Origin of the sequence: Arachnia propionica, assembly GCF_900637725.1 — a bacterium.
GTDB classification, from domain to species: domain Bacteria; phylum Actinomycetota; class Actinomycetes; order Propionibacteriales; family Propionibacteriaceae; genus Arachnia; species Arachnia propionica.
In genome coordinates this window covers 2713639-2729994 of record NZ_LR134406.1, presented here as the reverse complement: position 1 = coordinate 2729994, position 16356 = coordinate 2713639, and the positions used below count along the sequence as shown (strand labels likewise).

General features: G+C 66.7%; 13 protein-coding genes and 3 tRNA genes. 11 read left to right on the top strand and 5 right to left on the bottom strand.

All coding sequences use genetic code 11. The annotated features are described in order from the left end of the window. Positions 1 to 7: 7 nt before the first annotated feature. The 4 genes from EL272_RS12230 (at position 8) to EL272_RS12215 (ending at position 5125) form a co-directional block, all read left to right on the top strand. Positions 8 to 1213, top strand: coding sequence for a sugar ABC transporter substrate-binding protein (locus EL272_RS12230; protein WP_061788026.1), 1206 nt, complete (start codon positions 8 to 10; stop codon positions 1211 to 1213). A gap of 60 nt (positions 1214 to 1273) precedes the next feature. Beyond that, positions 1274 to 2845 (top strand): ABC transporter permease subunit, encoded by a 1572-nt coding sequence (locus EL272_RS12225; RefSeq protein ID WP_061788025.1) that lies wholly within the window; start codon positions 1274 to 1276, stop codon positions 2843 to 2845. Beyond that, positions 2845 to 3711: a sugar ABC transporter permease gene (locus EL272_RS12220; RefSeq protein ID WP_014847507.1), complete on the top strand. Its 867-nt coding sequence runs from the start codon at positions 2845 to 2847 to the stop codon at positions 3709 to 3711. Before EL272_RS12225 ends, EL272_RS12220 begins: the two co-directional genes overlap by 1 nt. An 85-nt stretch (positions 3712 to 3796) precedes the next feature. Next, positions 3797 to 5125, top strand: a complete 1329-nt coding sequence (locus tag EL272_RS12215; RefSeq protein ID WP_061788024.1) for a dipeptidase — start codon at positions 3797 to 3799, stop codon at positions 5123 to 5125. A 94-nt stretch (positions 5126 to 5219) separates the two neighbouring features. On the opposite strand, the gene EL272_RS12210 is transcribed toward EL272_RS12215, so the two are convergent. Continuing rightward, positions 5220 to 6026 (bottom strand): endonuclease domain-containing protein, encoded by an 807-nt coding sequence (locus EL272_RS12210; RefSeq protein WP_061788023.1) that lies wholly within the window; start codon positions 6024 to 6026, stop codon positions 5220 to 5222. A 225-nt stretch (positions 6027 to 6251) separates the two neighbouring features. Between EL272_RS12210 and purF the strand changes: the two genes are divergently transcribed. Then, positions 6252 to 7715, top strand: coding sequence for an amidophosphoribosyltransferase (gene purF / locus EL272_RS12205; protein WP_061788022.1), 1464 nt, complete (start codon positions 6252 to 6254; stop codon positions 7713 to 7715). Beyond that, on the top strand, positions 7712 to 8752 hold the full coding sequence (gene purM / locus EL272_RS12200; RefSeq protein WP_061788021.1) for a phosphoribosylformylglycinamidine cyclo-ligase: 1041 nt from the start codon (positions 7712 to 7714) through the stop codon (positions 8750 to 8752). The genes purF and purM overlap by 4 nt, the downstream gene beginning before the upstream one ends. A gap of 370 nt (positions 8753 to 9122) precedes the next feature. Here the strand turns inward: purM and EL272_RS12195 are convergent, their stop codons facing one another. Next, complete coding sequence (locus EL272_RS12195) at positions 9123 to 11330, bottom strand: NADP-dependent isocitrate dehydrogenase (RefSeq protein ID WP_061788020.1); 2208 nt, start codon at positions 11328 to 11330, stop codon at positions 9123 to 9125. Between the two features lie 151 nt (positions 11331 to 11481). Between EL272_RS12195 and EL272_RS12190 the strand changes: the two genes are divergently transcribed. After that, complete coding sequence (locus EL272_RS12190; protein ID WP_041696681.1) at positions 11482 to 11694, top strand: DUF3073 domain-containing protein; 213 nt, start codon at positions 11482 to 11484, stop codon at positions 11692 to 11694. 9 nt (positions 11695 to 11703) lie between these two features. Beyond that, positions 11704 to 12672 carry an alpha/beta hydrolase gene (locus EL272_RS12185; protein WP_061788019.1) on the top strand — a complete coding sequence of 323 codons (969 nt, stop codon included), beginning with the start codon at positions 11704 to 11706 and terminating at the stop codon, positions 12670 to 12672. 13 nt (positions 12673 to 12685) lie between these two features. Here the strand turns inward: EL272_RS12185 and EL272_RS12180 are convergent, their stop codons facing one another. Continuing rightward, positions 12686 to 12865 carry a DUF6767 domain-containing protein gene (locus EL272_RS12180; RefSeq protein WP_123824126.1) on the bottom strand — a complete coding sequence of 60 codons (180 nt, stop codon included), beginning with the start codon at positions 12863 to 12865 and terminating at the stop codon, positions 12686 to 12688. Between the two features lie 212 nt (positions 12866 to 13077). Here EL272_RS12180 and EL272_RS12175 point away from each other — a divergent pair. From EL272_RS12175 to EL272_RS12165, 3 genes are all read left to right on the top strand, one after another. Beyond that, positions 13078 to 13153, top strand: a tRNA-Glu gene (locus EL272_RS12175). 123 nt (positions 13154 to 13276) lie between these two features. Beyond that, a tRNA-Asp gene (locus tag EL272_RS12170) sits at positions 13277 to 13350 on the top strand. 25 nt (positions 13351 to 13375) lie between these two features. Then, positions 13376 to 13452, top strand: a tRNA-Phe gene (locus EL272_RS12165). A 339-nt stretch (positions 13453 to 13791) separates the two neighbouring features. Here the strand turns inward: EL272_RS12165 and EL272_RS12160 are convergent. After that, entirely contained in the window at positions 13792 to 14481 is a 690-nt protein-coding gene (locus EL272_RS12160) for a SanA/YdcF family protein (RefSeq protein WP_126409446.1), read from the bottom strand. Next, complete coding sequence (gene pgi / locus EL272_RS12155; RefSeq protein ID WP_061788017.1) at positions 14478 to 16151, bottom strand: glucose-6-phosphate isomerase; 1674 nt, start codon at positions 16149 to 16151, stop codon at positions 14478 to 14480. The genes EL272_RS12160 and pgi overlap by 4 nt, the downstream gene beginning before the upstream one ends. Positions 16152 to 16356 lie beyond the last annotated feature (205 nt).

Genomic DNA, 16356 nt, shown 5'->3' with positions numbered 1-16356 from the left:
GAACCACATGAGCAAGCGCCTGCTCGCCTTGGCGGCCACCGGCCTGGTCTTCGCCCTGACCGCCTGCGGCTCCGCAAGCAACACCACATCGAACAGTTCCTCCGGCGGTTCCCAGGCATCCGGAACCCTCACTGTGTGGACCGACGAGACCCGCATCGAGGGTTTCAACGCCATCGGTGAGGCCTTCCAGAAGGCCACCGGGGTCAAACTGGAGGTGGTGCAGAAACCCACCGATGACGTTCGCACGGACTTTATCGCCCAGGCCCCCTCCGGGGCCGGCCCCGATCTGATCGTCGGCGCCAATGACTGGGTCGGCAGTCTGGTCAAGAACGGAGTCGTCGCACCCGTGGAACTCGGCGACAAGGCAAACGGTTTCTCCGATGCCGCGAAGAAGGCCTTCACCAGCGACGGGACCCTCTACGGCGTTCCCTACGCGGTGGAGAACATCGCCCTGGTGCGCAACAATGCCCTCGCCAAGGACACCCCGGCCACTTTCGACGAACTCATCGCCCAGGGTAAGCAGCTCACCCCGGACCACCCCGTGCTGATCCAGCAGGGCGACAAGGGTGACGCCTACCATCTGTACCCGGTGCAGAGCTCCTTCGGTGCCCCGCTGTTCAAGCCCGACACCACTGAGATCGGCATGAAGGGCGAGGCTGGCGAGAAGTTCGCCGCCTACATCAAGAAACTCACCAACGAGGGCGTGCTGTCCGAGTCCATCGGCGGAGACCAGGCCAAGCAGGCCTTCCTCGACGGCAAGTCCCCCTACATCATCACCGGCCCCTGGTGGACCGGCGAGTTCACCAAGGCCGGGCTCGACATCTCGGTGCTGCCCGTGCCCTCCGCAGGTGGCCAGCCGTCCGCCCCGTTCATCGGGGTGCAGGGCGTCTACCTGTCGTCGTACTCCAAGAACGCGCTGCTGGCCAACCAGTTCCTCGACTACATGGCCGGTGACGAGGCGCAGAAGATCCTGCAGGAAAAGGGTGGGCGCCTGCCCGCGCTGAAGTCCGCCGCGGCGGCCGTCACCGACCCGGTCCTCAAGGGCTTCGAGGCCGCCGGTGAGAGCGGCCAGTCCCTGCCCGCCATCACCGGCATAGACACGGTCTGGAGCCACTGGGGTTCCGCTGAACTCAGCATCCTCCGTGGGGAGGATCCCGTGACCACCTGGCAGCAGATGATCGCCAACGTCGAGGACGCGCTCGCCAAGGGCTGATCGGTGTTCCGTGCGGGGGCTGCCCGGGCCCCCGCACGGTTCCCGGTTCGGAAATAAGACATGACAGAGAAAACCGACTCTGCAGAGCCGCGGCTGTCCCACGCCCGCGACTACACACGCCCCGGCTTCTACGCGAAGCTGGTTCTGATGGCCCTGATCAACGCCTTCGGGCTGTACGGCATCATGGTTTCGGTTCCCCGGCAGCAATGGCTCGTGCTGGGGTTCCTCGCTGTGACGCTGCTCGTCGCCGACTACGTCTACTTCTCCAAGCGGGCGATCCCCGCGAAGTACCTGCTGCCCGGCCTGGTTTTCCTGCTCGTCTACCAGGTTTACGTGATGGGTTCCACCGCCTGGGTGGCGTTCACCAACTACGGCGATGGCCACAACGACTCCAAACAAGCTGCCATCACCCAGATCCTCAAGGCCTCTGACCGCAGGGTCGAGGGCACCTCAACCTATCCCGTGACCGTCGTCGAGAAGGACGGCGAACTGGGATTCGCGGTGGTGCGCGACGGCCACGCCGAGGCCGGAACCCAGAACGCTCCCCTCGCGGAGGTGCAGGGAGCGGTTGTCGCCGGCACCAGGGTGACGGAGGTGCCCGGGTGGAATGTGCTGTCGCCGGCCGACGTGCAGGCCCGGCAGAAGGATGTGCTGGAGTTGCGCGTCAACCTCAGTGACGACCCCACCCAGGGCTGGTTGCGTACCGACAACGCGTCCTTCGCCTATGTCGCGAAGTCGGCGTTGACCTACGACGCCGCGGCCGATACCTTCACCGATCCCGAAGGGAAGGTCTACCACACCGACGAGTCCGTGGGAGCCTTCGTCGCCAGCGACGGGTCGCAGCTCACCCCGGGCTGGCGGGTGTTCGTCGGGACCAAGAACTTCACCGAGGTCTTCAACGACTCGCGGCTGACGGGACCATTCCTCAGCATCATGGCCTGGACCTTCGCCTTCGCAATCCTGTCCGTGCTCACCACATTCGCGCTCGGGCTTGCCCTGGCCGTGATCTACAACGACAAACGAGTCAGGGGACGCACCTTCTACCGCGCGATCTTCCTGCTGCCCTACGCCTTCCCCGCGTTCCTGGCGGCGCTGACCTGGAAGGGCATGCTCAACCGGGAGTTCGGGATCATCAACCAGATGCTGGGCGGGGCCAACATCGCGTGGCTGTCCGACGGGAACCTGGCGAAACTCGCAATCCTGGGGGTCAACCTGTGGCTCGGATTCCCGTACATGTTCCTGGTCAGCACCGGGGCCCTGCAGGCCATCCCGGCCGAGCTGACCGAGGCGGCCATCATGGACGGTGCGGGAGCGTGGCGGAGGTTCCGCAGCGTCACGCTGCCGATGCTCATGGTCTCCCTCGCGCCGCTGCTGATCGCCTGTTTCGCGTTCAACTTCAACAACTTCTCCCTGATCTACATGCTCACCGGCGGCGGCCCGAACTATTCCGGTGCCCCTGTGCTGATCGGTGAGACCGACATCCTGATCTCGATGGTCTACTCCATCGCCTTCGAGTCGGGAGGCAAGCAGTACGGCCTGGCCTCGGCGTTGTCCCTGCTCATCTTCGTGGTGGTCGGGGTAATCGCCTGGCTCGGATTCCGGCAGACCCGCAAGCTCGAGGAGATCATGTGATGAACGACAACGTCACCCTCAAGGGCGCCCGCTGGTGGAAGGAAGTGGGCTGGAAACACATCCTCGCGGTGATCCTGATGCTCTACTGCATCTTCCCGCTGCTCTACGTGCTGTCGGCCTCGCTCAACCCGGGCGGCACGATCAGCGGTTCCAGCGAACTGTTCCACAAGGTCTCTACGGAGAACTACGCAACGCTGTTCGGCACCAATTTCCCGCGCTGGATGCTGCAGTCGTTCGTGGTCAGCACCGCGACCGCGATCGGAACGGTGTTGATGGCTGCGTCGGCGGCATACGCGTTCAGCCGCTACCGGTTCACGGGACGCCGCGGCGGTCTCACGGCTCTCATGCTGGTTCAGATGTTTCCGCAGATGCTGGCCTTCGTCGCGATCTTCCTGCTGCTGCTGATGCTGCGCGACATCTACCCGGCGCTGGGGCTCAACTCGGCCCTCGGGTTGATCGCCGTCTATCTCGGAGGGGCGCTTGGCGGCAACACGTTCCTGATCTACGGGTTCTTCAACACCATCCCGAAGGAGCTGGACGAGGCGGCCCGCATAGACGGCGCCAGCCATGCCCAGATCTTCTGGGGGGTCATCATGCGGCTGGTGACCCCGATCCTCGTGGTCGTCGGCCTGCTGTCCTTCGTCAGCAGCTACGGCGAGTTCATTCTCGCCAAGGTCGTGCTGCAACGGCCGGAGGACTACACCCTGGCGGTCGGCATGTACGTGTGGGCCTCCGATGAACGAAACGCCCCGTGGTCGCTGTTCGCGGCGGGCGCGGTGGTCGCGGCCATCCCGATCGTCCTGTTGTTCATGTACCTGCAGAAGTACATCGTCGCCGGACTGACCGCGGGCGCGGTCAAGGGCTGAGGGTCCGGGAGATCCCGCCTGGGCTCGCATCGGCGGGGACCGACGACATCGGTCCCCGCCGATGTGCTGTCTGTAGGGTGAGGGCATGACCAATCTCGCCTGGAACGTCGAGAGGGTGCTGCCCTCCGCCATCGCCGACCTGCACAGACTCATCTCCATCCCGTCGATCTCCTCGATGCCGGAACACGACGCTGACGTCGCCGCCTGCGCCGATGCGGTCTCCGGGTTGTTCCGGGACCTCGGGGCCTCGGAGGTGAAACTTCTCGACGGCGGCGGGAAACCGGCGGTGTGGGCGAACTTTCCCGGGCCGGAGGGGACGCCGACGGTGCTGCTGTACGCCCACTACGACGTCCAGCCCACCGGCGATACCGACGCCTGGACCTCCCCGGCGTTCGAACCCACGGAACGCGACGGCAGACTGTACGCGCGCGGATCGGCCGACGACAAGGGCGGGGTCGCGCTGCACGTGGCTGCGCTGCGGGTCTTCGACGGCAAACCACCGGTCGGGGTGAAGGTGTTCATCGAGGGCGAGGAGGAGGTCGGGTCGCCGAGCATGCCTACGCTGCTCGACCGCTACCGCGACGAACTGGCCGCCGACGTCTACGTAGTCGCCGACTCCGTCAACTGGGAGGTCGGCAAGCCGTCGCTGACCACGTCGCTGCGGGGTGTCGCGGACTGCCAGGTCACCGTCTCCACCCTGGCGGAGGGGCTGCACTCGGGGCAGTTCGGTGGGGTGGTGCCGGACGCGTTGACCGCGCTGTGCCGGCTGCTGGCGACCCTGCACGACGATGCCGGGAACGTTGCGATCGAGGGTCTCGTCACCGGCACCGCTCCCGACCTCGACTACCCCGAGGATCGGCTGCTGGAGGAGACCGGGCTGCTCGAGGGGGTCTCGCAGATCGGCGACGGGTCCGTGGTGGAACGGATGTGGTTCAAACCCGCGGCCTCCGTGCTGGCCATTGATGCCACCCCCGTCGCGAAGGCCTCCAACACCCTGATCCCATCGGCCCGGGCGAAGGTGAGTGTGCGCTTGGTGCCCGGCCAGGACCCCGCTGCCGCCGCGAAGGCCCTGGAGGAGCACCTGCGCAGGAACGCACCTTGGGGCGCGCACGTCGATGTCGTGGCGGGGCAGTGTGGAGCGCCCGGCCGGATCACCCTTGAAGGGGAACGGGCCGAGGCCGCGAAGACCGCTTTCCGGGAGGCATTCGGGGTTGATGCGGTGGAGATCGGCTGCGGGGGATCGATCCCGATCGTCGCTGAGTTCGCCGACCGCAACCCAGATGCCCTGGTGCTGGTGACCGCCGTCACCGACCCGAACTCGCGGATGCACGGCATCGACGAGTCGCTGGACCTCGGTGACTTCGCCAAGGCGGCCCTGGCGGAGACCCTGCTGCTGAACAATCTCGCGGGTTGATCCGACACAGCCCGGTTGCGCAGCACTCAACTCATAATTTCGGCCCCTGCGGGGAATTTTCCGGGTTGAGTGCTGCGCAACCGGGTTTCGTTTTTCATCTCAACCGTGCCAGCGCCCGCTTCGTCTCGGGAACCAGGTGATCCAAGCTCTGGGTGGTGAAGCGCAGAATGGTCCAACCGCCCAGTACCAGGCGATTCTGCCGGATGCGGTCCGCGACGAAACCGAGGTGGTTACCGTGGTGCTGCCAACCATCCATTTCCAAGGCGAGCCGGGCGCCCGGGAAAGCGATGTCAAGGAAATGGACCAAACCATCCAGCAGCACCTGATGATTCGTCCTCCAGCCCTTCAAACCGGCTCGCCGGAGTCGCTGATGGGCCTCGAGTTCCAAGGGATACCAAGGGTTGTCCCTCGCGGCTGACAGCAGGATGTTGCGGACGAGGTTTCCCGAGGCTCGGGGTATCTGCTCCAGGGTGGTTCGGATGCGCGCCACAGTGGTCACTCCGCGTCGCAATGCCTCACACATGGGGTTGGTGTCCCCGCCGTCAAGCATTCCGAGTACCGACAACTCAGGGGTGACGACTCTCGTGTCGCCCAGTTCTTCCGTGAGTGAGGCCGGGATCCTCAGACGCCTGCACCTGATCCAGGGCGGGGGGTTCCGAGGCGGAGGGGAAGCCAATTCCACCCGGTCAGGTTTGAGCTCCGGCCACCATGTGAGGGCCGCGGCCGTGGCTCCGACCAGAATCGCTCCGGGATTCCAGGAAACGGCGGCTCTGACCAGCAGGGAGAAGTCGGGTTCTTGATCCGCCCAGCAGGAGACCCCGTGCAGGAGCGGGGTGAGTTGACCGGAGCGAATGAGATGGTCGATGTGATTACGAAGATGCGGGTGGTCTCTGCGTGCCACTATGGGCAGGTTAGCCAGTGGGGATTTCATACTCTCACCATGGGAGCGGCAGAACCGTCACCCATCGTTTTCCACAGGACGGCTCTACTTCGCGAATCCCCGGTTGCGCAGCACTCAACCCGGATTCTCGGCCCCGGCGGGGGATTTTTCGGGTTGAGTGCTGCGCAACCGCGACTCGTGGGTCAGAAGGCCGTTCTCCCTGCGGGCCCGCGATAAGCTGAGCCGGTGCTCCGACCTGATGGCCGACTGTCTCTCGATCTCGATCCCATCGACCACGGCCCGAAGGACGCCTGCGGTGTCTTCGGGGTCTTCGCCCCATCCGAGGACGTGGCCCAGCTGACCTACTACGGGCTCTTCGCGCTCCAACACCGCGGCCAGGAATCCGCCGGCATCGCGGTCTCGACGGGGGAACGGATCACAGTGTTCAAGGACATGGGACTGGTCTCCCAGGTTTTCGACGAGGCTACCCTCACATCCCTGCGCGGGCGGCTCGGCATCGGCCACACCCGCTACTCCACCACCGGCGCGTCCGTGTGGCACAACGCCCAGCCGACCTTCCGCGCCACCCGCAACGGCGGCCTGGCGCTGGCCCACAACGGCAACCTCACCAACACCCACGAGCTGGAGTCCTGGCTCCGCGAACTCGACCCCGACCAGCGGGTCCCCGAGAAGAAGACCATGGACTCCACCAACGACACCTCCCTGGTGACCGCGCTCATGTCCTCCTTCGGGACCGAACCGATCGAACAGGTCGCCATGAAGGTGCTTCCCAGGCTGCGGGGGGCCTTCTGCCTGACCTTCATCAACGAGACGACGTTGTTCGCCGCCCGCGACCCGCAGGGCGTGCGTCCCCTGGTCCTGGGGCGGCTCGCCACCGGCTGGGTGGTGGCCTCCGAGACCGCTGCCCTCGACATCGTGGGGGCCAGTTTCATCCGGGAGGTGGAGCCCGGCGAGTTCATCGCCATCGACGAAGCGGGCCTGCGCAGCCAGCGTTTCGCCGAGGCCAGACCCAAGGGCTGCCTGTTCGAGTACGTCTACCTGGCCCGCCCCGACACCACCATCGCGGGACGCAGCGTCCACGCCACCCGTGTCGAGATCGGTCGTATCCTCGCCCGCGAACACCCCGTCGAGGCAGACCTGGTGATCCCCACCCCCGACTCCGGTACTCCCTCAGCCGTCGGATACGCGGAGGCTTCCGGCATTCCGTTCGGCCTCGGGCTGGTGAAGAACGCCTACGTGGGGCGCACGTTCATTCAACCCAGCCAGACCATCCGGCAGCTCGGTATCCGGTTGAAACTGAACCCGTTGAAGGAGGTCATCGCGGGCAAACGACTCGTGGTGGTCGACGACTCCATCGTCCGCGGAAACACCCAACGGGCCCTGGTGCGCATGCTCCGCGAGGCCGGGGCGAAGCAGGTGCACGTGCGCATCTCCTCGCCGCCCGTGGAGTGGCCCTGCTTCTACGGCATCGACTTCGCCACCCGCGCCGAGCTGATCGCGCCCGGGCTGGGAGTCGACGAGATCTGCCGGTCGCTGGGGGCCGATTCACTGGGCTACATCTCCCTCGACGCCCTCACCGAGGCCACCCACCGTCCCGCCGCCGAACTCTGCCGTGCCTGCTTCGACGGCCGCTACCCGATAGCGGTCCCGAAGGGCCAGGCCGAGCTGCTTCACCTGGAGGAGAAATGAACCAGTCCGCCTACGCCGCCGCCGGAGTCGACATCGAGGCCGGTGACCGCGCCGTCGAACTCATGAAGGCATCCGTGTCCCGCACCCGCCGTCCCGAGGTGCTGGGCGGGCTCGGCGGCTTCGCCGGATTCTTCGACGCCTCGGCGTTGAAGGGATATACCCATCCGGTGCTGGCGACCTCCACCGACGGGGTGGGCACGAAGGTCGCCATCGCTCAGGCCCTCGACCGCCACGACACCATCGGGTTCGACCTGGTCGGCATGCTCGTCGACGATCTGGTGGTCTGCGGCGCCGAACCGCTGTTCGTCACCGACTACATCGCCTGCGGCAGGGTGGTTCCCGAACGTATCGCCGCCATCGTCTCGGGCATCGCCGACGCCTGTGTCGCGGCGGGCTGCTCCCTGGTCGGCGGGGAGACCGCCGAACACCCCGGGCTGCTCGGCCCTGAGGAGTACGACGTCGCGGGCGCGACCACCGGGGTCGTGGAACGCGACGCCATCTTGGGTGCCGATCGTGTGGAGGTCGGGGACGTGGTGCTGGCGATGGCCTCCTCCGGACTGCACTCCAACGGCTACTCACTGGTGCGGCATGTGCTGCTGGAACAGGCCGGCTGGCAGTTGGACAGGCATGTCGACGAACTGGGCTGCACCCTCGGCGAGGAACTGCTGACCCCGACCAGGGTCTACGCCCTCGACGTCCTCGCGCTGATCCGCGAGGTGGAATGCCACGCCTTCAGCCACATCACGGGCGGCGGGCTGGCCAACAACCTGGCGCGCGTGATCCCGGCGGGCCGGAAGGCCCGGCTGGAACGCGACTCCTGGAATCCTCCCGCGATCTTCCGTCTCGTGCAGCAGGTGGGCCGGGTCTCGCAGGCCGACATCGAGGCCACCCTCAACATGGGCGTCGGTATGGTCGCGATCCTGCCCGAGACCGGCTTGGACGCGGCCGTAGCGCTGCTGGGGTCGCGGGGAATCGACGCCTGGGTGCTGGGCCGCATCGAGACCCACGACGGCCCCGGTGTCGCCGAACTCGTGTGATTCCCCTCACCCGTGGGTGTGGAAGTTGGTTGAGCCGGCCTGCTCGCTCTGCGAGCTGGTCGTGTCAAAACCAGGCGGGGTGGTCGGGTTTGCTTTTCGGGTGTGGGGTGGTTTCGATTCGGGTCGCTCGTTCCTCGCGACCCGGCTCAACCAGCTTTGCGGGGGTGGAAGTTGGTTGAGCTGGCCTGCTCGCTCTGCGAGCTGGTCGTGTCGAAACCATGGCGAGGATGTCCGAGGACTTGGGGTTGGGTTTGTTTGTCGGGTGTGGGGTGGTTTCGGCTCGGACTGCTCGTTCCTCGCGACCCGGCTCAACCAGCTTTGTCCTTCTTGAAAGCCGGTCGTGTCGAAACCACCCCTTGGTCGGGTTCTCTCAGAGGCCGTCGATGATGGCGTTGAATGTGGGTGAGGGGCGCATCACCGCCGAGGCGAGGGTTTCGTCGGGCAGGTAGTGGCCGCCGATGTCGACGGGGGAGCCCTGTACCGCAAGCAGTTCCGAGGTGATCGTTTCCTCGGCCTCGGCGAGTGCCGTCGCGACGGGGGCGAAGGCCACCGCCAGGCCGGTGTTCTCGCGCTGGGTGGCCAGTTCCTCCGCCCAGAACCGGGCCAGCCAGTAGTGCGACCCGCGGTTGTCGGTGCCGCCCAGCCGCCGCGTCGGCGACTTGTTCTCGGTCAGGTATCGTCCGTTCGCGCGGTCGAGAGTGGAAGCCAGCACTCCCGCCCGGGCGTTGCCCGTGGATGCGAGGTGTTCCAGCGACGCCGCCAGCGCCAGGAACTCACCCAGCGAATCCCAGCGCAGGTAGTTCTCCGCCAGCAGCTGCTGTACGTGTTTCGGGGCGGAACCGCCCGCACCGGTCTCGAACAACCCGCCGCCGGCCATCAGCGGCACGATCGAGAGCATCTTCGCTGAGGTTCCCAGCTCCAGGATGGGGAACAGGTCGGTGAGGTAGTCGCGCAGGACGTTGCCGGTCACCGAGATGGTGTTCTCGCCGCGGCGGATGCGTTCGACTGTGAACCGGGTGGCCTCGACGGGGGGCAGTACGCGGATGTCCAGGTCGTCGATCTCGTGTTCGGCCAGGTAGGTCTTCACCTTGAGCAGCAGGTTGCGGTCGTGGGCGCGGGTCTCGTCCAGCCAGAACACGGCGGGCCATCCGGTCGCGCGGGCCCGGGTCACGGCCAGCCCCACCCAGTCGCGGATGGCGGCGTCCTTGGTTTGGCAGGCCCGCCAGATGTCGCCCGCGGCGACGTCGTGGCGCAGCAGCACGTCCCCGGCCGAGTTCACGACCTCGACGCGGCCGTCGCTTTCGATGTGGAAGGTCTTGTCGTGGGAGCCGTACTCCTCGGCCTGCTGCGCCATCAATCCGACGTTGGGGACGGTGCCCATGGTGCGCGGGTCGTAGGCGCCGTGGGTGCGGCAGTCGTCGATCACGGCCTGGTAGACCCCGGAGTAGGAGGAGTCGGGCAGCACCGCGAGGGTGTCGGCCTCGGCGCCGTCGGGTCCCCACATGTGCCCGGAGTTGCGGATCATGGCGGGCATGGATGCGTCGACGATCACGTCGGAGGGGACGTGCAGGTTGGTGATGCCCCGCCCGGAGTCGACCATCGCCAGGGCGGGTCCCTCAGCCAGGGCGGCCTCGATCCCGGAGCGGATCTCCTCTCCTCCCGGGAGGTTTCCCAGACCCGCGAGGATCGCACCCAGGCCGTCGTCGGGGGACAGGCCCGCAGCGGCCAGGGCAGCGCCGTGGCGTTTCAGGACGGGGCCGATGAAGGCCCTCACGACGTGGCCGAAGATGATCGGGTCGGAGACCTTCATCATGGTCGCCTTCAGGTGCACGGAGAACAGCAGGCCCTCCCGTTTGGCAGCCTCCACCTGCTCGGCCAGGAACTCGTCGAGTGCCGCCGCGCGCATGACGGTGGCGTCCACGACCTCCCCGGGCAGGGTCTCCAGGCCGTCCCGCAGGACGGTGACGGTGCCGTCACCGGCGACGTGGCGGATGGTGAGCACGTCGCCACCGGCCAGCACCACCGACTGCTCGTTGTGGCGAAAGTCGCCGGAGGTCATGGTGGCGACGCGGGTGCGTGAATCCGGTGTCCAGGCTCCCAGCCGGTGCGGGTTGGTGCGCGCGTAGTTCTTCACGGACTCGGGAGCGCGGCGATCGGAATTGCCCTCGCGTAGTACAGGGTTTACAGCGGATCCCTTGATCCGGTCGTAGCGGGAGCGGATCTCCCGCTCCTCCGGGGTGGCGGGTTCCTCCGGGTAATCGGGCAGGGGGAAACCCTTGGCCCGGAGCTCCGCGATTGCGGCCTTCAGCTGCGGTGCCGAGGCGGAGATGTTGGGTAGTTTGATGATGTTGGCCAAAGGGTCCCTCGTCAGCTCCCCTAGCTCGTCCAAGGTGTCGGAAACCCGCTTGTCATCGGGCAGGAAGTCGGAGAAACGCGCCAGGATGCGGGCGGCCAGGGAGATGTCGCGTCCCTCGATGCCGATGCCTGCCAGGTGCCCATATGCCTGGAGCACCGGCAGCAGCGAGTAGGTGGCCAGCCTGGGGGCCTCGTCAGTGAGGGTGTAGATGATCTTTCCCATCGGGTCTCCTCAGGTCTCGGCGATGCGGCTCAGCCAGCCTACCCGTCGTGAAGCTTTGAGCATGTTGACTGACTCCGGTAGGCTCGTGGTCACGAGTTACTGACAGATTCCGCGGCAAGCCCGCGATGATTGAACGAGGGGGTCGACCCATATGGGGCGCGGCCGTGCAAAGGCGAAGCAGACAAAGGTGGCCCGCGATTTGAAGTATCGCTCAGTGGACACCGATTTCGCGTCGTTGGAGCGTGAGCTCCGAGGCGAGAAGTACGAGTCCCGGGAGACCACCGACATTCCTGATGCGTACGCAGACCTCGCGGAGCAGTACAACACTGACGACGACCCCGAGGACGAGTACCCGCATCGTTGATCTCCGTCGGTGATTTCCTGGGTTCCGGATGCTGAACTGCCGGGATACCAGCAGTTCAGCATTCCCCTGCCCGGGGCCCGGACGTATCCGGGCGAACCGGAACACGAAGCGGTGGCCACGCTGGTCCGGCACGCCGGGCCAGCGTCCTCCCGTGCCGTGCTGTACGTCCACGGGTGGAGCGACTACTTCTTCCAGACCCACCTGGTCGAAGCCGTCGAGAGCTGGGGCTACGACTTCTACGCCCTCGACCTGCGCCGCTACGGCAGGTCGCTGCGCGACGGGCAGCTCGCCGGATACACCGCCGACCTCGGCGAGTACCACCAGGAACTGGACGCCGCCGTCGAGGTGATCCGCGACGAGGGACACGACCACCTGGTGCTGCTGGGACACTCGACGGGCGGGCTGGTGGTTTCGTTGTTCGTCAGCGACCGGCCCGGGGCGGCGGACGCCGTGGTGCTGAACTCGCCGTGGCTGGAGTTGCAGAGCCTCCAGGCGTGGCGGCCCGCCCTCGCCGCAGCCTTCGGGGCGGTCGGGACGCTCTCCCCGACCCGGGCGCTTCCCATGCCCGACCCGGGTTTCTACCGCCGCTCCATCTCCGCCGACGAGGAGGGGGAGTGGCACTACAACCACAACCTCAAGGGAGACCCGGCCTTCCTGCCCCGGGTCGGCTGGATGTCGGCGGTGATGCGCGGCCACGCGGCGGTGGCGGCCGGCCTCGGGATCGAGATCCCGGTGCTGATGCTGATCAGCGCCCGCAGCGACCCCTCCCGCACCTGGAACGACGACATGCACCGCGTGGACCTGGTTCTCGACGTCGACGCCCTGGCCGCGCGGGCCCCGCAGCTCGGCGACCACGTCACCCTGATCCGCATCCACGGCGGCAGACACGACCTGGCGTTGTCGCAGGAGGAGCCTCGGCGCCGTTTTCTCGACGAGATCCGGCGCTGGCTCGCCACCTACGGGCCCGGCAGCGTCTGAGAAAGGTCCGCGATCACTTGGCGGCGGCGCGTTTCTCGGATTTCTTCGCCAGCCACATCTCCCGCATCTCGGGATCCTCCAGCACGAGACGCACCGTCGGGCAGTTGTGGGGCCCGTCGGCCCCGGGAACGCACAATCCACAGGGGTCGCCGGGACGCAACGGGCACATCGGGGTGGCGACTCTCCTGCTCACGAATAACAAGGCTACGCCCGGGGACCAGCGAGTCGCGGCCAGGTGCCGGTGGTGTGTCCGGATGCGGCAAGATGCTCCCGGCGGAGCCCGATTCGCTCGACCCGCTTCGAAGGGACGTCCGTGGTCTTCGTTCTCCAATCAACGCAGGGAATTGAGTGCCTTTGATGCCGAGTTGCCCGGAGAGCGGATCACCACTATCCTTCTCGACGCTGGTCCCCATCGTCTAGCGGCCTAGGACTCCGCCCTTTCACGGCGGCAACACGGGTTCGAATCCCGTTGGGGATGCCAAGGAGATTCTTGTTCGGAGCTCCTTGGAACGGGTGGTCAAGCGGCCCCGAACCCCGATTTCCCAAAACCGGGGAGTGCCGCTAGAGTTACCCGGGCTGGTGAGAGCCAGCAGGTCAAGAAATTGGCCCCGTGGCGCAGTTGGTTAGCGCGCCGCCCTGTCACGGCGGAGGTCGCGGGTTCGAGTCCCGTCGGGGTCGCTGGGTGAGCTACAGGCCACCCACCGGCCAGGTAGCTCAGTTGGTAGTAGCGTTCGCCTGAAAAGTGAAAGGTCGCCGGTTCGACCCCGGCCCTGGCCACCAGATGTGAATCCCCACCCCGCCGCAACGCGGGGTTCTTCTTTCCGCATCGGGCGAGTCGAAACCATCCCGCACACACCCCGGGACCCGTGGCCAGGTCCACCTCCCGGACGCCAGAACTGGTTTCGACTCGGGCCGCTCGTTCCTTGCACCCCGGCTCAACCAGCTTCGACGGGGCGGAAGTCGGTTGAGCCGATCCTCACGAGCGCCAGCGAGTGGGTCGTGTCGAAACCAAGGGGGAGGGTGTCCGGGGAGCCGGGGCTGGGTTTGTTGTTCGGGTGCTGGGGTTTTGACTCGGACTGCTCGCCCCGGCTCAACCGGCTTCAATGGGGTGGTTTCGACTCAGCTCCTTCGAAGTGCGTCCTGGATAGCGCTGCTCGGCGGCGACTGCGTCGCCTTCGCCCCGCGCAGCAGGTCGAGCTGCATCTTCACGTACGCCGGGAACTCGCGCAGCTCCCCCTGGAGGTAAAGCTCAGGCCAGTTCCGCTGGGCCGTCACGTCACCCACCCCGATGGCGTCGACCCCCAGGGCCCGGCAGGTGGTTATCGTGCGCGGCAGGTGGTAGGCCTGCGAGACCACCGTCATTTCCCGCACCCCGAACACATCGCGGGCCCGGATGCAGGAATCGTAGGTGTCGTAGCCTGCGATGTCCTGCACGATCCTGCCCGCGGGAATGCCCCGGGAGATGAGGTAGTCCTCCATCACCTGGGTTTCGTAGTTGCTCTCCGCGGTGTTGGCCCCCGTGACGAGGATCACCTTGCCCTTGCCCGACTTGAACAGATCGACGGCGACGTTCAGGCGGGCCGTCAGGAACCCCGACGGGCGTCCGGGATCGGCCTTCGCGCCCAGCACCATGATCACGTCCCGGGCCGGGACGTCCTCGCCCGCCGTGTAGATCCGGTCGGCGCTGCCCGAGGCCACCATGAAAACCCCGGACAGGATCGGACCGAGCGTGACGGCCAGGGCCACGGCCGCCGCCACCTCCAGGCGACGGCGCCGCGGCCTGCTCGTTTTCTTCCCGCGTGGGCTCACCGGCGGTTTTCCAGGTACCAGGACACCAGCGCCCGGGTGGATGCGTCCTGCCGGGCCAGGGCGTGGGCGTCGCCGAAGACCGCCGGCGCGATCTCCAGGGCCAGTTTCTTGCCCAGCTCGACGCCCCACTGGTCGAAGGAGTCGATGCCCCACACGATTCCCTGCACGAACGTGATGTGCTCGTAGAGTGCGATCAGCTGTCCCACCACCGACGGCGTCAGCGCGGGCGCCAGGATCGAGGTGGTAGGCCGGTTCCCGGAGAAGATCCGCGCAGGCACGATCTCCTCCGGCGTGCCCTCCTCGCGCACCTGCTCCTCGGTCTTCCCGAAGGCCAGCGCCGCGGTCTGGGCGAAGAAGTTCGCCAGGAACATGCCGTGCACGTCCACGTCGCCGTCCTTGATCGCGTGCGGCGGGTTGGCGACCGCGATGAAGTCGGCGGGGATCAGCTGGGTGCCCTGATGGATCAGCTGGTAGAAGGCGTGCTGGCCGTTGGTGCCGGGTTCGCCCCAGAACACTTCGCCCGTCTCGCACGTCACCGGGGAACCATCCCAGCGCACCGACTTGCCGTTCGACTCCATCGTCAGCTGCTGCAGGTAGGCGGCGAACCGGTGGAGGTACTGCGCGTAGGGCAGCACCGCGTGGCTGGTGGCGCCCAGGAAGTTGACGTACCAGACGTTCAACAACCCCATCAGCAGCGGCACGTTGTGTGCCGGCTCGGCTGTGCGGAAGTGCTGGTCGACGGCGTGGAAACCGGCCAGGAAGTCACGGAAACCGTCGGGCCCGATCGCGATCGCCACCGGCAGGCCGACGGCCGAGTCCACCGAGTAGCGGCCACCCACCCAGTTCCAGAACCCGAAGGCGTTGACCGGGTCGATGCCGAACTCCGCCACCTTGTCCAGCGCGGTGGAAACGGCGACGAAGTGTTTCGCGATGGCTTCGCGGCGCGCCTGCTCGGTGTCCTCGATGGCGCCCCTGGCGACCAGGGAATCCAGCAGCCAGGTGCGGGCCATGCGGGCGTTGGTGAGGGTCTCCAAGGTGGTGAAGGTCTTGGATGCGACGATGAACAGCGTGGTCTCGGGATCCAGGTCCGCGGTCTTGACGAAGCAGTCGGTCGGGTCGATGTTCGAGATGAACCGGCACTCCAGACCCTGCTGCTTGTGAGGCAGCAGCGCCTCGTAGACCATCACCGGCCCGAGATCGGAACCGCCGATGCCGATGTTGACCACGGTGCGGATCGGCTTGCCCGTGACCCCCACCCACTCGCCGGAACGCACCTTGTCGGCGAAGGCGAACATCTTGTCCAGCACCTCGTGGACGTCCGCGACCACGTCCTGCCCGTCGACCGTCAACTCCGCGTCGCGGGGCAGTCGCAGCGCGGTGTGCAGCACGGCGCGATCCTCGGTGACGTTGATGTGTTCGCCACGGAACATCGCATCCCGGCGGCCGGCGACGTCGGTCTGCTCCGCGAGCCGCAGCAGCGCCGCGACGACATCGTCGTTGATCAGGTTCTTCGACAGATCGACGTGCAGGTCCCCGACGGTGTGTGTGAAACGGGCGGCCCGTTCCGGATCGTCGGCGAAGGCCCTGCGGAGATCCAGTTCGGCATTGTCGGCGAGCTCGTCCAGCTCATCCCAGGCAGCAGTGGTGGTGGCATCAACCGGCTTGATCATGGCTCCAAGCTTAGGTCCTGTAGCGGGCGTGCTGGCCTGTTCAGCAAGTTCCCGTACGAACAACGCTTTCGTGACAGGACCCGGGGCGCATCAACACCGGGCCGGCTGACATCCGTTTTCCCGACGCGCCCGGCCCATGACCGGCTCCGGGCCCCGGAACACGGGCCTCAGCGGCCCCAACCTTCAGCCAGGGCGGGGAACTTTC

What these genes read in the sequence shown, in the direction of transcription:
- EL272_RS12230 (WP_061788026.1), top strand. Translation starts at nt 8, where the DNA reads ATGAGCAAGCGCCTGCTCGCCTTGGCGGCCACCGGCCTGGTCTTCGCC.
- EL272_RS12225 (WP_061788025.1), top strand. Translation starts at nt 1,274, where the DNA reads ATGACAGAGAAAACCGACTCTGCAGAGCCGCGGCTGTCCCACGCCCGC.
- EL272_RS12220 (WP_014847507.1), top strand. Translation starts at nt 2,845, where the DNA reads ATGAACGACAACGTCACCCTCAAGGGCGCCCGCTGGTGGAAGGAAGTG.
- EL272_RS12215 (WP_061788024.1), top strand. Translation starts at nt 3,797, where the DNA reads ATGACCAATCTCGCCTGGAACGTCGAGAGGGTGCTGCCCTCCGCCATC.
- purM (WP_061788021.1), top strand. Translation starts at nt 7,712, where the DNA reads ATGAACCAGTCCGCCTACGCCGCCGCCGGAGTCGACATCGAGGCCGGT.
- EL272_RS12195 (WP_061788020.1), bottom strand. Translation starts at nt 11,330, where the DNA reads ATGGGAAAGATCATCTACACCCTCACTGACGAGGCCCCCAGGCTGGCC.
- EL272_RS12190 (WP_041696681.1), top strand. Translation starts at nt 11,482, where the DNA reads ATGGGGCGCGGCCGTGCAAAGGCGAAGCAGACAAAGGTGGCCCGCGAT.
- pgi (WP_061788017.1), bottom strand. Translation starts at nt 16,151, where the DNA reads ATGATCAAGCCGGTTGATGCCACCACCACTGCTGCCTGGGATGAGCTG.